Origin of the sequence: Paenibacillus sp. FSL R5-0923, from assembly GCF_038009145.1 — a bacterium.
Taxonomy (GTDB): Bacteria; Bacillota; Bacilli; order Paenibacillales; family Paenibacillaceae; genus Paenibacillus_AQ.
The window spans coordinates 1,474,235-1,488,975 of record NZ_JBBPAT010000001.1; the positions used below are offsets into that span (position 1 = coordinate 1,474,235).

General features: G+C 42.6%; 10 protein-coding genes. All 10 read left to right on the plus strand.

Translation table 11 applies throughout. The features are described from left to right. Positions 1-148 precede the first annotated feature (148 nt). The 10 genes from cdaA to MKX35_RS06685 all read left to right on the plus strand — a co-directional run bounded on the left by cdaA (position 149) and on the right by MKX35_RS06685 (position 14,682). Positions 149-979, plus strand: coding sequence for a diadenylate cyclase CdaA (cdaA, locus tag MKX35_RS06640; RefSeq protein ID WP_042192076.1), 831 nt, complete (start codon positions 149-151; stop codon positions 977-979). Continuing rightward, the gene (locus MKX35_RS06645) at positions 972-2,429 is read left to right on the plus strand and encodes a CdaR family protein (RefSeq protein WP_081383085.1); all 1,458 of its coding nucleotides are present in this window, start codon (positions 972-974) and stop codon (positions 2,427-2,429) included. The genes cdaA and MKX35_RS06645 overlap by 8 nt, the downstream gene beginning before the upstream one ends. Before the next feature lie 111 nt (positions 2,430-2,540). After that, the gene (gene glmM, locus MKX35_RS06650; protein WP_042192071.1) at positions 2,541-3,881 is read left to right on the plus strand and encodes a phosphoglucosamine mutase; all 1,341 of its coding nucleotides are present in this window, start codon (positions 2,541-2,543) and stop codon (positions 3,879-3,881) included. A gap of 632 nt (positions 3,882-4,513) precedes the next feature. Then, positions 4,514-6,346, plus strand: a complete 1,833-nt coding sequence (glmS, locus tag MKX35_RS06655) for a glutamine--fructose-6-phosphate transaminase (isomerizing) (protein WP_076301009.1) — start codon at positions 4,514-4,516, stop codon at positions 6,344-6,346. A 268-nt stretch (positions 6,347-6,614) separates the two neighbouring features. Then, positions 6,615-7,439, plus strand: coding sequence for a TnsA endonuclease N-terminal domain-containing protein (locus tag MKX35_RS06660; RefSeq protein WP_076301010.1), 825 nt, complete (start codon positions 6,615-6,617; stop codon positions 7,437-7,439). 5 nt (positions 7,440-7,444) lie between these two features. Then, complete coding sequence (locus MKX35_RS06665; RefSeq protein ID WP_256716429.1) at positions 7,445-9,643, plus strand: Mu transposase C-terminal domain-containing protein; 2,199 nt, start codon at positions 7,445-7,447, stop codon at positions 9,641-9,643. Beyond that, complete coding sequence (locus MKX35_RS06670) at positions 9,636-10,715, plus strand: ATP-binding protein (RefSeq protein WP_256716430.1); 1,080 nt, start codon at positions 9,636-9,638, stop codon at positions 10,713-10,715. The genes MKX35_RS06665 and MKX35_RS06670 overlap by 8 nt, the downstream gene beginning before the upstream one ends. After that, positions 10,709-11,305 carry a hypothetical protein gene (locus tag MKX35_RS06675; RefSeq protein ID WP_256716431.1) on the plus strand — a complete coding sequence of 199 codons (597 nt, stop codon included), beginning with the start codon at positions 10,709-10,711 and terminating at the stop codon, positions 11,303-11,305. The genes MKX35_RS06670 and MKX35_RS06675 overlap by 7 nt, the downstream gene beginning before the upstream one ends. Before the next feature lie 12 nt (positions 11,306-11,317). Further along, complete coding sequence (locus MKX35_RS06680) at positions 11,318-13,084, plus strand: TnsD family Tn7-like transposition protein (RefSeq protein ID WP_076301011.1); 1,767 nt, start codon at positions 11,318-11,320, stop codon at positions 13,082-13,084. Continuing rightward, positions 13,072-14,682 (plus strand): Tn7-like element transposition protein TnsE, encoded by a 1,611-nt coding sequence (locus MKX35_RS06685; protein WP_076301012.1) that lies wholly within the window; start codon positions 13,072-13,074, stop codon positions 14,680-14,682. Before MKX35_RS06680 ends, MKX35_RS06685 begins: the two co-directional genes overlap by 13 nt. Positions 14,683-14,741 lie beyond the last annotated feature (59 nt).

Genomic DNA, 14,741 nt, shown 5'->3' on the forward strand with positions numbered 1-14,741 from the left:
TTTGTTGCCTAAATTTAGAAAAATTAGAAAATGGGTGAGGGGCTAAACTTGCAACTGGAGCCCGAACGTTATAACCTAGATATTGATACAGATCTAACAGACATTTTACATAAACCCAGCTAATATGAAATGACGGGGGTTTTAGGCAATGAGTTATTTTACAGACTTAACATGGAAAGATTCCATTAAAGATATTATTGATATACTGATCGTCAGCTACATTATTTATAAAGTGCTTAATATGGTCCGCGGAACTCGAGCGATTCAGCTGCTGAAGGGGATTCTGGTCCTGGTTTTGATTTGGGCTGTGAGTACCATGCTAGACCTCTATACGCTCAAATGGCTAATGAATCAAATGTTTACATTCGGGGTGCTGGCGGTCTTTATCATCTTTCAGCCGGAACTACGAAGGGGACTGGAGCAGCTTGGACGAGGTAAATTTTTCGGACGGGCTGGGGAAAGTGATGAAGAACTCAGTAAATTAATTGGCGAAGTGATTAAAGCCGTAAATTATTTATCACATAGAAAAATAGGGGCATTAATCGTATTCGAGCGAGAGACAGGCCTTAATGAATATACGGAATCGGGTATCGCCATGCGTTCTTTAGTCAGCTCTGAGTTGCTGATTAACATCTTTATACCTAACACCCCTCTGCATGACGGAGCCCTTATTATGCAGGGGAATCAGATCGCCGCGGCTGCATGTTATTTACCTTTGTCCGAGAACCCTTTTATTAGCAAGGAACTGGGGACAAGACATCGCGCGGCTATCGGGATTAGTGAGGTTGCGGACTCGGTGTCTGTCATTGTCTCGGAGGAGACAGGACAGATTTCTCTGGCCATCAATGGTCAAATTGTAAGGGACATTAAGGAAGAATCAATGATTTCGAAGCTCCATCAAGAGCTGAGTGTAAGTTCATCGCTGAAGGAGAAAGGTTCAACTTTCTGGAAACGGAAGGGGGACAAAAATCATGGATAAGTGGATGAACAATAACAATTTCAATAAGATTCTAGCCCTTGCATTTGGGATCATACTGTTTACTATGGTTCGTATCGACACTGCGCCTGTTGGACAGACCACGGTCGATACTAAATCGAAGATTATTGAGAATGTAAAGATCGAAGAGATCGGTCTAGATAAAGATAAATTTGTACTGGAATACAAGGATGTAGATAGTGTGAGTATGGAGGTTAAGGGGAAGAACTCGGATATCTCTTTTCAGTTCTCGGACGACTATAAAGTGACCCTTGATCTAAGTAAGGTTGAGCCTGGAGATAATACGTTGCCACTCTCATATTCATTACCTAGAGGTGTAACTCTTGTCAGAATGACTCCTAAAGAGGTCAATGTACATGTAGAGCTGCGAAATACAAAGTCTTTTCCCATAACATTGGTTACCAAGGGAGAACCAGCAGCGGGGTATCAATTAGGTACCCCAGTCTTGCAGCCTACGGATACTGTTGAGGTTACGCTGCCAGATAATGAGTTAAGCAAAGTGGTGAAGGTACAAGGCACTATTGAGCTAAATGGCGAGAACGAAACCTTTAAAGAGAAAAAATTGAAGCTGCATGCTTATGATAATGAAGGAAAAGAAGTGAAGGATGCCGTCATTGAGCCGGCTACCGTTTCGGTGGAATTGCCAATTACCTTGCCTTTTAAGAGCTTACCGCTGGATATCGGCTTTACCGGACAACTTCCGGGTTCTCTCGTCTTATCAAATGTAACGCCTGAGCTGGAATCAGTCGTGGTATATGGTCAAGCCAATGCGTTAGCTGCATTATCTACCTATGAAGCAAGTGTCGATCTTAGCGCTATAGATTCTGCAGGAACGAAGCAGCTGAAGGTAGAACTGAAACCTCCGGCAGGAACTGAGAAAGTAATGCCTGAAACCGTGAACGTTTCATTAACGATCTCAGAAATTGCTGAACGGACGGTTGAAGCGGTACCCATCAAGTTACAGGGTGTCGGTGATGAGTTTGAAGGAAGTATTGTTAATCCAACGAGCAAGGATATAGCCCTTACCTTAACAGGTGCACCTACTTTGCTAAATCAACTAAATAAAGACGATATAGGTGTTGTGGCTGATGTGACTGGCCTGACTGCCGGGACTCACGAGGTTTCTTTACGGGTATCACTGCCTAAATTCATCGCACTGGCTAATTCAAGCGTGCCTCTTACGGTAACTGTACAGTTGCTGTCACCTGCAACGCCGGTGCCTACGCCTCATCCAGACACGGGTAGTGTAATTACTCCTGAGCCAAGCTCTGAACCTGTTATAGGCGATGAGGAGGCCACTGAGAAGCCTACCCATAGCGGAGAAGTTGGAGCTACAGCGACGCCTGTCCCCACGGATAGCAGTCCAGAGAATAATGGCACAGCTAACACAAGTACGAATTCCGAAAATCCTGTAGGTACAGGGGGAACGTAACCTTTTATTGAAATACGTCTTTTAGGATATGTCCCAAAGGTACACCAAAATAGTATTTAAATCATAGGATAGAACATTAAGCTAATGTAGCGTATTCAAAGGAGAAAAATAATGGGGAAGTATTTTGGAACTGACGGTGTGCGGGGAGTAGCAAACCGTGAATTAACTGCAGAAATGGCTTATAGTATTGGTCGCTGTGGAGGATATGTACTAGCGGGTAACGTGCATAAACCAAAGGTTGTCATTGGGATGGATACACGTATTTCCGGACCTTTGCTCGAATCGGCTCTTATTGCTGGTTTGCTGTCTATTGGGGCAGATGTAATCCGTATAGGTGTAGTGAGTACACCTGCTGTTGCTTATATTACGAGATTATTAAAGGCAGATGCAGGGGTCATGATTTCGGCATCACATAATCCGGTTGAAGATAATGGCATTAAGTTCTTTGGCGGAGATGGTTTCAAGCTTACGGATGAAACTGAGCTGCGTATTGAAGAACTAATGGATGCTGAAGTTGATGAATTGCCTCGTCCTATCGGCTCTGGATTAGGTATGGTTACGGTTGATAATGACGCCAAGTACCTTTATCTGGAGTATTTGAAGACAACCATTTCTCAAGATTTCAAGGGAATTAAGGTTGTACTCGACTGTGCTCACGGCGCAGCGTATGAACTTGCACCAAGATTGTTCAGAGAGCTGGGCGCTGAGGTTATTTCTATTGGTGCTGAGCCTGATGGATTGAATATTAATGCTGGATTTGGTTCGACACATCCAGAGACTTTGCGTGAGGAAGTATTACGTCATGGAGCGGATTTGGGACTTGCTTTTGACGGAGATGCTGACCGATTGATTGCGATCGACAATAAAGGCGATGAAGTGGACGGAGACTTTATTCTCTGTATTTGTGGGGATGCAATGAACCGTGCTGGTAAGCTGAAAGATAGCACGATTGTATCAACGGTTATGAGTAATATCGGATTCTACAAGGCTACCGAGAAATTATCCCTCAACACTGCTAAAACAGCTGTAGGCGACCGGTATGTGATGGAAGAAATGCGCCGTGGTGGTTTTAATCTAGGTGGAGAACAGTCTGGACATGTTATCTTCCTTGATTATAATACAACAGGTGATGGTATTCTGACGGCTATCCAGCTGGTAGATACGCTTAAAGCTTCCGGTAAGCAGCTTAGCGAGGTTAAGAGCATGATGACGAAATACCCGCAGGTACTAGTCAATGTTCGTGTACAAGATAAGACCAATTATCCTAACAACCAGGCTATCGAAGCAGCTATCGCTGAAGTAGAAGGCAAGCTGGGCGACAATGGCCGTGTGCTTGTACGTCCGTCGGGTACGGAGTCTTTGATTCGCGTCATGGCAGAAGGCCCTGATAAGGCAGATCTAGATCTTTATGTGAATCAAATTGTAGAAGTTGTTCAACGCGAATTGGTATAATTCATTACCATATCTATATAGCCGGTGTAGAGAGTGATTTGGACTCGTTACACCGGTGTTTATTATTTTTGGATGGATCGTCTGAATAGGGATTTGTGAAATTTAGGTTGGTGCAGCATTGCCAAAGTAATGTAAGGTGCATATAATAGATTAAGTGTCATTCTAGAAGGAAAGCGGGGATTGTGAGGTTTGCAATAGCAAGCGCCAGAGCTTGGTCGAGCGCGGGGGAGAAGGGAAAGCTGCTACATGGTTATGTAGACAAGGCTTGAACGGATCACGGCAGACGTAAGCTGACGAGGTGGAGGTGTTCGAAATGTTCGGCGGGGACCTCCCGGTGATGCACCAGAGCCGTAAATGGAGACGGAAAATGGAAGGGCGACCTTTCACACAACGTTTTCATGGGTGCATAAGAAATATAAAATTCATGTGTGCGCGCATCGTAAAGAAACACGGTAGTTCTGCCACGGCAGAGAAGAAGGCTGTGCATTTCATGAACATAAGATGTAAGTGACAGTTTATTTTGTTGATCCAAAAATACAACAGAATATTTGCTTTTTCTCAAAAACATGCCGCACGGCACGTTTCTTTCCTTATGCCGCCACATTACGATAACTCGGACGGGGGAAATAATAATGTGTGGTATTGTAGGATATATTGGTAATCAGAATTCGCAGGGGATCTTGGTTGAAGGATTGAAGAAGCTGGAGTATCGGGGATATGATTCCGCTGGTATAGCTGTATTCACTGGGGAAGGACTGCAAGTAGTGAAAGCACAAGGCCGTTTGGCGAATCTGCAGTTGAAGCTGGAAGGCAGCCCACTGGCAGGTAGCGCAGGTATCGGACACACACGCTGGGCAACTCACGGTAAACCATCCGATGAGAACTCCCATCCACATACGGATAACAGCATGAAGTTCTCGGTCGTTCATAACGGTATTGTCGAAAACTATCTGGATCTGAAAGAAGAGCTGATCGCTGGCGGATGCCACTTTGTCTCCGAAACAGATACAGAAGTTATTTCACACCTGATTGCTCGCGAATATGATGGAGATATCGTGAAAGCTGTGCAAAAAGCGATTACCTTCATGCGCGGTGCTTTTGCATTAGGCGTCCTGACTGAATATGAACCAGATAAATTGGTGGCTGTGCGTCAAGCAAGCCCGCTCATTATTGGTCTTGGCGAAGGAGAAAACTTTATCGGGTCAGATATTCCTGCACTGCTTGAATATACCCGTAACGTATATATTTTGAACGACGGCGAAATGGCAGTCTTGACAAGAGATGCTGTCGAACTGATGACGATTGAAGGAAACTTTATTTCTCGGGAAATGATTACTGTCGATTGGGATGCAGTTACCGCAGAAAAAGGCGGCTACGAGCATTTCATGTTGAAAGAAATCCACGAGCAGCCTAAGGCTTACCGCGACACTATGCGTGGTCGTATTAATGCTGAGGGCAACAAGGTTGTTTTGCCAGAGTTGAACATCACAGAAGAACAAATCAAGAACATCCGTAACATCCAAGTTGTTGCTTGCGGAACGGCATACAACGCTGGTGTGGTAGGACGTACTATGATCGAATCTTTGGTTCGTATTCCAGTAGAGAATGACATTGCTTCGGAATATCGTTACCGTTCACCAATCGTGACCCCGGAAACTTTGGTTATCGTTGTCAGCCAATCCGGTGAGACTGCAGATACATTGGCAGCTCTTCGTGAAGCGCAAGCTAACGGTGCACATGTTCTGGCAATCACAAACGTAGTGGGCAGCTCTATTGCTCGCGAAGCGAATGATGTGTTGGTAACCTTGGCAGGTCCAGAAATTGCAGTAGCCTCGACCAAAGCCTACACTTCACAATTGGTCGCTTTCGGATTGTTTGCTCTTTACTTGGCTGAAGTTCGCGGTACACAAACCGAAGCTCAAGTGGCTAAGATTCTAGCAGCTATGCAAGCTCTACCAGAACAAGTGGAAGAGATCCTAGCTCAAAAAGAAGCGATCAAAGGTTATGCAGAGCAAATTTCTGAGCACAAGAACCTGTTCTTCATCGGCCGCGGCGTAGATTATGCTGTTGCTCAAGAAGGTTCCTTGAAGCTGAAAGAAATCTCTTATATTCACTCTGAAGCTTATGCAGCAGGTGAATTGAAACACGGTACATTGGCTCTGATCGAGGAAGGCGTTCCGGTTATTGCCCTGGCAACTCAGGAAGCTGTGCTTGAGAAGACCGTCAGCAACATCAAAGAGGTGAAAGCTCGCGGCGCAGACGTGCTTGCGATCACTCACCAAGAGCATTTGACTGACCTGCTTAGATCAGTGGATCAAGTGTTTGTTATTCCTAAGACATTGCCAATGCTGACAGCAGCGTTGTCTGTAGTACCTCTGCAATTATTGTCTTATTATGCTTCTCTTGCGCTGGGTCATGATGTGGATAAACCACGTAACTTGGCGAAGAGTGTTACTGTGGAGTAGGAATTGTTGGGGATAGCCAATTAATGTCAGAAGAAAATAAAGTATTAGACTGAAAAATAAAGTATTAGACTCGGAAAATAAAGTATTAGACTGAGAAAATAAAGTTGTAGACTGGGAAAATAAAGTATTAGACTGACGGATTCGGTAATACTACTACTAGAAGCTCTTCAACTGTCTACAGAACTGACATCGAGAATATACAACATGACTCTAATTGAGGCTGCCTTCGGGCAGTCTTATTTTTTTGATTAAGGGGGTGTGGTTCGTAATGGCCAAACGAAAACGGGAGATCACAGAAGCAAAAATAGAGCGTTTTATTAAAGAAGGAAGAGGCCAAGGAACAGGTAATGACTATATTCCATGGCTTCGAGTTCAAGATGTTCCCTCAGAAGGCAGAGCCACTCGTGGGGTAGGCTGGACAACTGGCCGAAGACATGAGCTTCTTTCAGATATTGAACGTGACTATTGTTATCTGCTGGATTACTCAGATGGTGTATCGGATATTCGTGAGCAGTTCCCTCTCTTACCTCTGGAAGAAACAAAATTGATAGCTGAAAGAATAGGTGTGAAGCATCCTGCAGATCCCAAAACGGGCATTGCTATTGTGATGACGAGTGATTTTTTAGTCACCTACAAAGAAAAGCAATATGCCAGAACGGTAAAACCTTTCTCTGAGTTGGAAAATGAACGCACGATTGCAAAATTTGAAATAGAGCGAGTTTATTGGACAGAACGCCATGTGGACTGGGGAATTATTACCGACCATGACTTGCCTGATATTCTGATTAGAAATATTGAGTGGGTACACAAAGAGTATCATAATAACAATGTTTCAGAATTAGGCGTTTTCGTTATTCAAAATCTACAGAAGATACTTTCCGAGCGTTTGAGTTCTGGAGAAAACATAGCAAGAGGTTGCTCAATCTGCGATGAACAACTCGGATTAGAGATAGGAACGTCATTAGCTCTGTTTCGTCACTTTATAGCCCGGAAAATCTGGTCCGTAAATATGAATGAAAGAATTATTCCATCGCATCCTGCGAAAGATTTCATGATAAATGTAACAGAAGAGAAACAAGCAAAAGGTGGGTGAATGATGTGCAATCACTATATGAAAATATGGTTGTGGAATGGAAGTCTTCTGATTCTGAAGACCGTTGTGTAGAACGTATTTTGTGGATTTCACCTGTCGATGATCTGCTTTGTTGCATTGTAATGGGAGACGAGAAAGCTTTCCCAAATATGAGAACCCACTCTGAATATACTGCGGCTTTTAAAGCGGATTTGCTAAAACAGGTTGATTGGATCAATGATAACATCCCTTTGCTAGATTATGATATAAATAGTGAACATTTACTTATTCGTGATAAATCATGGGACGCGATTAAAGATATTGTAACTGACGAGCCGGATTGCTTCGAAAAGGGCTTTAGAGGGTTGAAAATCAGGGAAGTACAAGCAAGAACAGGAATACATAAAAGCACCATTTATCGCTATCTGCGCAGATATTGGCAAGGTGGCAAGATGAAAAATTCCCTATTACCCCATTTTAATAATTGCGGAAATGTTGGGAACGACAGAGCAGCTAAAGAGAGCAAACGGGGCCGCCCAAGGAAATTTGAGGATGAGCCTGTAGGTATTAATATCGATGAAGAAATCAAACAGTTGCTGCGTTCAGGCATAAAATTATTTTATAACAACAAAGACAAATCTCCTCTTAAGCATGCTTATCAAAAGACACTAGAAAAATTCTTTGCATCCGGATTCAGGCAAGAAGGCCAAGCGCTTATCCCGGTTCTTCCATCTCCTGATGAGTTGCCGACTTTTGGACAATATAAATATTGGTTTAACAAAGAAATGAACTTGGAAGATACGATTACAAGCAGACATGGTAAAAAAAGGTTCTCACTGGATTACCGCCCCATTCTTGGAAGCTCTACTTACGAAAGTTTTGGGCCAGGCTCTAGATTTCAGATTGATGCAACTGTAGCAGACGTATATTTAGTGAGTGAATATCGCCGGGAATGGATTATTGGGAGACCTATTATTTACATTGTAATAGATGTGTTTAGTCGATACATTGCAGGGATTTACATCGGTCTTGAAGGACCAAGCTGGATTGGTGCAATGATGGCATTAGCTAATACGACAACAGATAAGGTGAATTTTTGTGCTCAATATGGTATTGATATTGATCCAGAGGACTGGATCAGCAGCCATTTACCGCAAAAATTAACAGCTGACCGTGGAGAACTTGAAGGAACTAGGCCAAGCCAACTTATTGATGTTCTGGGCGTAGATGTTGAGAACGCTCCTCCCTACCGAGCAGATTGGAAAGGGATTGTGGAGCAGCAGTTCCGACTAGCGAACCTGCGAAGCATCCGATTTATTCCAGGCGCAATTAAAGGACGTTTTAGAGAGCGTGGAGAACGGGACTATCGTCTAGATGCAAAATTGACTCTTCGTGAATTTACTCAGATTATGATTCACAACATTCTTTATCATAATAATAATCATCATATGCTGTGGTATGACCGGAATGAGTTTATGGTGGCTGATGATGTAACGCCTATCCCTAGAGAGATATGGAATTGGGGGATTGTTAATCGAAATGGGCGTCTAAAAAAGCTGCCAGAACATATCGTAAAGCTTAACCTAATGCTTCAGGGAGAAGCCACTGTTACTGCCGCTGGCATTCAGTTCAAAGGTGTGCATTATGGATCTGATTTGGCGATGAGGGAGCAGTGGTTTGTAAAGGCCAGGGCGGGTAAAACGTGGAGGGTTAAAGTATGTTACGATCCCCGTTCGACTAATGAAATATATTTATGGTTGGATAACGGCCATCGATTCGAAACATGTACCCTACTAGAACGTGAAGAAAGATACCTTAATAAAAGATTTGAGGAAGTTGAAGATCTACTAGAGATAGAGAGGTATCAGGGACGGCATCAAGATGTGAATAATATGCTCTCGAAAATTGAGCTTGATGCGCAAACGAAGGCGATTATCGAAATGGCAGCCAAGAAGACAAATGAAGCTATTAAGCAAAGCGAAGAAAGTAACAATCAGCGTGTAAAAGGAACAAGACAGCGGCGCACTACCGAAAGAATGGCTAATCGTGAACATGAGGCTTTTCAATTATCGGGACAAGGTGAAGCCCGGAAAGACTCAATTAATAATGTAGTACCTCTAAAAAGTGATGAGACTACTGACAAGAAACAAGCATACATTCCTCCAGCTGACAATCTCTCGAAGATAAAAGCGTATTTGCATGAAGAGGATGATGAAGATGAGTGAATTTGATGTTCCGTTATTTCAATTCAGTCGTGGTAACTTCGTGGAGGCAGATTATCAAGATCCATTACTAGAGGACTACCGAAATAACCCGTTGCTAGAGGCTCTTCCACCGATATGGGACGATAAAACGGTTGTAAATAAATTGGCTTCAAAGCCGATCTTCCATGTTTCAGAGCGTGATTTGCCGATTCATCTCCGGTTGCATTGTATTCAGCGGATCTCGCGTGATTTTTTTAGACCTTTAACCAGGCATTTAGAGTTACAGCAGAGCATTTCCAGACTGATTAGAGATGGCTATGTTGGACGTAACCCTCTTACCCCTAATTATGCCTTTAGAGCCCGTAAGGATGCCTATGATCTGATTATGCAGGGGAATACAAACGGATATCCAGTCAATACACCAACCTCAGCAGGCTTTGCTTTAGTTGGAATATCGGGGATTGGTAAATCCAGTAGTCTATTGCGTATTCTGCAAATGTATCCGCAAGTGATTCTGCATCGGAAGTATCAAGGTCAAGATATGCCGGCACCATATCAAATTGTCTGGCTGAAGATGGATTGCCCGCATGATGGTTCGATAAGAGGATTATGTCTTAACTTTCTATTGGCTGTAGATAGCTTGGTCGGAACAAGATATTACAAAAAGAATTCAACCAGAAATCCGGATGAATTATTGCCTATAATGGCACAGGCTGCGGCTGTGCATTGCCTTGGTGTGCTCGTCATAGATGAAATTCAAAACTTGCAGGAAGCTAAAGATGATCGGGCAGCACAAATGCTCAACTTCTTCGTTCAATTAGTGAACACGATTGGCTTGCCGGTAATTCTTGTTGGAACCTATAAAGCTCTTCCTGCCTTGAACGGAGAGTTTCGAAATGCCCGGCGCAATAGTGGCCAGGGAGATGCCACTTGGCATCATTTCAAGAAAGACGATGAATGGGAGTGGCTATTACAAGGTCTTTGGAAATACCAGTGGACAGATATTCAGGCTGCATTAAACCATGAATTTATTGATGTGATGTATGACGAGTCTCAGGGATTTCAGACATTGCCATTAAACTGTTCATGCTAACCCAATGGAGAGCTTTAGATAGAGGAATTAAGAAAATTACACCGGAATTAATTCGTTCTGTAGCCAAAGACCGATTAACCTTGATACGGCCTGCGTTGGAGGCTCTACGTTCTGGGAAAAAAGTACAGATTCAAAAGTTTGCCGATATCTACGATAGTGTTTCAATCGATGATTACTTGGATCGGATAGAAGCCGAGCTACGGCAAGCTGAGCGCTTGGAAGTGATCCGGACAGAACTTGGTTACGACATTGCTGAACAGACTGTAAATGAGTTAAGTACGTGGCTTGTAGATGCCGGCTTTGAGTCTTCTATAGCTCTTAGTTCATCTAGAGAAGTAACACAGAAATATATTCAAGAGTCAGATACGGTGGATCTTCACAAGGAAGCATTGAAGCTAGTGTTGTTGAAGCAAAGTGCAGCCTCTAATAGGTCGTCAGAGCAAAGTAGAAAGAACAAGTCTAAAGTGTTGCCTACTGAGCCCAATGACTTGCGAGTTATTACTGCCCAAGGGAAAAAACAGCGGAAATCAAACTACGATGCGCTTAAAGTAGCTGGGTATATTAAAAATCCATTGGAATTCTTCGGATAAGGTTGTGTGCAGATGAATGGACGATGTGAATTGCCAATTCCTTATCCGGATGAGCTTCAGTATAGTGTCGTTGCCCGTTATCATCTTAGATCAAATAACAGCAGCCCTAAATGGACACTCAAAGATGTATACGGAACTGAAAATGTTATTGCAACGATTGATCTGCCCAGCCATATAGGTGAACTATCTCGTAGAAATATAGTTAAGAACATATCGGTTGATCAATGGATCAATGAGCACACCTTCTATCCGTTCTATGCACCATTTATGCCAAGGAATCGAGCTATATTATTGCGTAAATTGATGGAGAGTGGGGATGGTTCGGGAATCCATACACTGGTTGGAATTACAGCCAGCACTTTTGATCGGGATAGCAAAATACTCTTCTGCCCTTCATGTTATGACGAAGATGTTCAACAATACGGTGAGCCCTTTTGGCACAGAATCCATCAACTCCCTGGTGTATGGCTTTGTCCTATACATGGTGATATTCTTCATCAAATGACTTATCCAGTTTCGGAACGACATGGTCTTACTGTTCTTCCTATTTCGAGAAGGATGTTCCGCTCAATTCCTGTTTTAGAGAACGTATCTGATAAGACTTTTGAACGCTTATTAGCCATTTCAAAGGATATTCAAGCGCTCCTACAGATGAAAGAAGAACGAGGATTTTATAATTCTAAACCCTTGTTGCTGTCACGCTTGTCTGAGCTAGGTCTTCTGACTGCAGCTGAAAGAATAAGACAACAGGAATTAAGAGAACGATTCATCACGTTCTATAGTTACGATCTGCTGGACAAGCTTGAAAGCATCCCAAAGCAAGATGACCACACTTGGTTGGCAAGTGCTACAAGATCAATGAGATATACAGTTCATCCTTTACGCCAGATACTCCTCATACACTTTCTATATGGGTCATTTAAAGCTTTTTTAGAGCAACCGGTGGAAGTCCATAGCCCATTCGGTAAAGGTCCCTGGCCCTGCTTAAATAAAGCATCAGAGCACTATAAAAAAGCAGTCATACAAAGTTGTGAGGTTACACGTTGCTCAGATACTGGGAGACCTGTGGGAACATTTGTGTGCGAATGTGGATTCTCCTATTCAAGACGTGGGCCGGATCAGAATGAAGAGGATAAATTCCATAAGGGAAGAGTTAAGTCTTTTGGAGCTATCTGGTTTAGCAAGCTTCACGAATGTCTGCATGCAGGTCTCTCCTATCGTTCAACAGCAAGAGTACTCGGCGTGGATACAAATACGGTTATTAAATATTCTGCTGTTGGAGTTATGGAACAGAGAAACAAATTGAAAGTGAATCGGATAAAGAAAGTTGCATCATCAAAATCACTGCGTTCTAAGGAATGCAAAAAGGCACGTGTTAATTGGGAAAAGCGCGATTTGGAACTGAGTTGGCAGATTGAGGATATGTGTAAGGAATTATTTGCGAGTAATAATAAGCCGGTTAGAATCCGTGTTTCAGTAGTTGGTAAGCGAATTGGGAAGCTAAGCATGCTCGAAAAGCATAAAGATAAGTTGCCAATAACAATAGGCATTTTGAACAACTATCTCGAATCAACTGCTCAGTTTCAGTGTAGACGGGTGCGTTGGGCTGCTGAACAAATGTGGGGTGAATGGCCATTGAAAAAGTGGAAACTTGTAAAGAAGGCTGGACTTCGACCAGGTTATCTTGAAGTTGTGGAAGATGAAATTAACCGATGTATTGGTAGCAACTCGAATATAGCCCCTCTTTCTACTACTGAGGTGATACAATGGCATCATTAACTCTGAGACCCACATTATCTGGAAATCAGGAAGCTGAACTATTTTGGTTTGGCTCACCGCATATGGATTACCATGGAAACTGGAAAATTAAAGTTGCTTTTCGAACGGCAACTATGAGTACAGAAATTGTCTCATACCCATGGGGTACCCTCCCTAATTTACGTATTGGACAGTTGTACACGGATGGAAAATATGATCCGGTTAAACCCATAAGTGGATCGCCCTACCACCTATCTATTAGTAATTTCAATCAAGGTATCGTAACCAATGGTTTTAAACTGCCTAAACGCCTAATTGATTTCGGGAAAAACCCTGAACTCGGATTGCAGAACATTATTCAGTTTAAAGCGGATCGGCTCACATATTGTATTCCAGTCATTGAATTTATTCGAGCAATGTTTATAAATTCAAAGAATTTAGCAATTCAATTACTTCAGCCACATGGATTAGAGCTGCTTGTAGATAGAAGTGAAGTTAACAACGAAACATTATATTTTGATATGAGTAAACGTGTCCCACAGAGATTAGCTACAGAAAGCAATGCGCAGCATATGTCATGGATATATAGTGATGTCAGAGTAAGAGCTATGTGGGACTCTGTATATCAGCATATCTTCAGTCAGGCAATCAAGAGTTCTCCGCAGAATCCCAACGCTGCTCTAAAGAAAGGCATTCCATTAAATGTGGATTTACCTGATCTTGGGCCTATTGAGATGTATGTTCGTGGAGAAAAAGTCTTTGATTATATTCTGGTAAAAGAGATTATTGGGTTCAGTGGATTTAGGCATCCGCATAAGAATATCATTTTTTGGCATCCATCAAAAAAACAGATTGAAACCAGGAACGGGGATAAACATGTGCGTTTAACCTCAAAGCCGGATAATGATGAGTACATATTGAATGATGATAGCAAGGATGCAAAAGAGGATACCAATCAAGATGTATTAGAGGCCCCACCTACTTTTATGCGCTTCTCTAACTCTCCAGTCGTGACGACTAGAAAGCAAAATAAAAAACGGTCAAATACAGGAAGCGACATCATAGTTACAACAGGAAGAGGAGGTAAAAACTCAGGTTCATTGGAAGAAGTAAGCACCCAGGATTCTGCTGTTGGCGGTGATACGCCTCCTATCGATTTCCAGACACTTGAAACGATACCTGTTACTGAGGCTTTTGGTCTGGAATCTTTCTTTGAAATGGTTCACGTTCTTAAGGAAACAATGTCTGCTAAGATCAACCTATCTGTATTAAGAACTCCCCACGGGAAGCGCTTCTCTACTTGCCCTAATGGATCACGCCGTACATGTGCTGTTGTTCAGGTTGTAAGTGTAACTTCTACAGCATATATCATTGAGGTGGCGAGACCGGATAATTGGTCGATTTCTACTCTGATTCTTAAACCTAATCAGGAGTTATCACTTAAGAAAATCGAGCAGAACATAAAGTTGCTTCTTGAAGGGTTGGTTGAAAAAGGCGGGCATTGGGATCAGTATGTTCTTGATCGTTGTAAAGGGATGGAGATTGAAAAGGTTAAGCATTATAGGAGTGATACTAATTGGGATTGGGCAAATCGTTTGCTACACAAGTCAATGATTTAAGAGTAGTCCTTATAGTAAAATTGTGGTATTTTTAGTGGTGAGATACTATTGTAAACTGG

Coding starts and splice junctions, on each gene's coding strand:
- cdaA (WP_042192076.1), top strand. CDS start 149: ATGAGTTATTTTACAGACTTAACATGGAAAGATTCCATTAAAGATATT.
- MKX35_RS06645 (WP_081383085.1), top strand. CDS start 972: ATGGATAAGTGGATGAACAATAACAATTTCAATAAGATTCTAGCCCTT.
- glmM (WP_042192071.1), top strand. CDS start 2,541: ATGGGGAAGTATTTTGGAACTGACGGTGTGCGGGGAGTAGCAAACCGT.
- glmS (WP_076301009.1), top strand. CDS start 4,514: ATGTGTGGTATTGTAGGATATATTGGTAATCAGAATTCGCAGGGGATC.
- MKX35_RS06660 (WP_076301010.1), top strand. CDS start 6,615: ATGGCCAAACGAAAACGGGAGATCACAGAAGCAAAAATAGAGCGTTTT.
- MKX35_RS06670 (WP_256716430.1), top strand. CDS start 9,636: ATGAGTGAATTTGATGTTCCGTTATTTCAATTCAGTCGTGGTAACTTC.
- MKX35_RS06675 (WP_256716431.1), top strand. CDS start 10,709: ATGCTAACCCAATGGAGAGCTTTAGATAGAGGAATTAAGAAAATTACA.
- MKX35_RS06680 (WP_076301011.1), top strand. CDS start 11,318: ATGAATGGACGATGTGAATTGCCAATTCCTTATCCGGATGAGCTTCAG.
- MKX35_RS06685 (WP_076301012.1), top strand. CDS start 13,072: ATGGCATCATTAACTCTGAGACCCACATTATCTGGAAATCAGGAAGCT.